Source organism: Geobacillus sp. G4 (assembly GCF_040327975.1).
GTDB classification, from domain to species: domain Bacteria; phylum Bacillota; class Bacilli; order Bacillales; family Anoxybacillaceae; genus Geobacillus; species Geobacillus thermoleovorans.
The window spans coordinates 1-265 of the sequence record NZ_JBEPJY010000108.1 but is presented as its reverse complement, the minus strand read 5'-3'; the positions used below and the strand labels follow the sequence as shown (position 1 = coordinate 265).

Here is a 265-nt window from a genome sequence, read left to right as displayed (position 1 = left end):
AGTCGGCTTTGTCGGAGGTTTAAATATAGGAGATGAATATTTGGGAAGAAATCCGTATTTCGGCTTTTGGCGGGATACGCATATGATGCTCGAAGGGGAAGGAGTACGGACGCTCAATCTTATTTTTTTACAGGATTGGTATTATATGACTGGGCAGAAGCTGCTTACCGATCGATATTTGCTGCCTCATTTTCAAATGGACGATAAAGAAGGAGGCGTTCAGCTAATCGCCGGCGGTCCTGATAATAAGTGGGAGGTCATTAAA

At 43.8% G+C, this 265-nt stretch carries 1 pseudogene; it reads left to right on the top strand.

Annotated elements, in window-relative coordinates:
* Nucleotides 1-265, top strand: a pseudogene (locus ABS784_RS17150) (cardiolipin synthase); the annotation flags it as partial.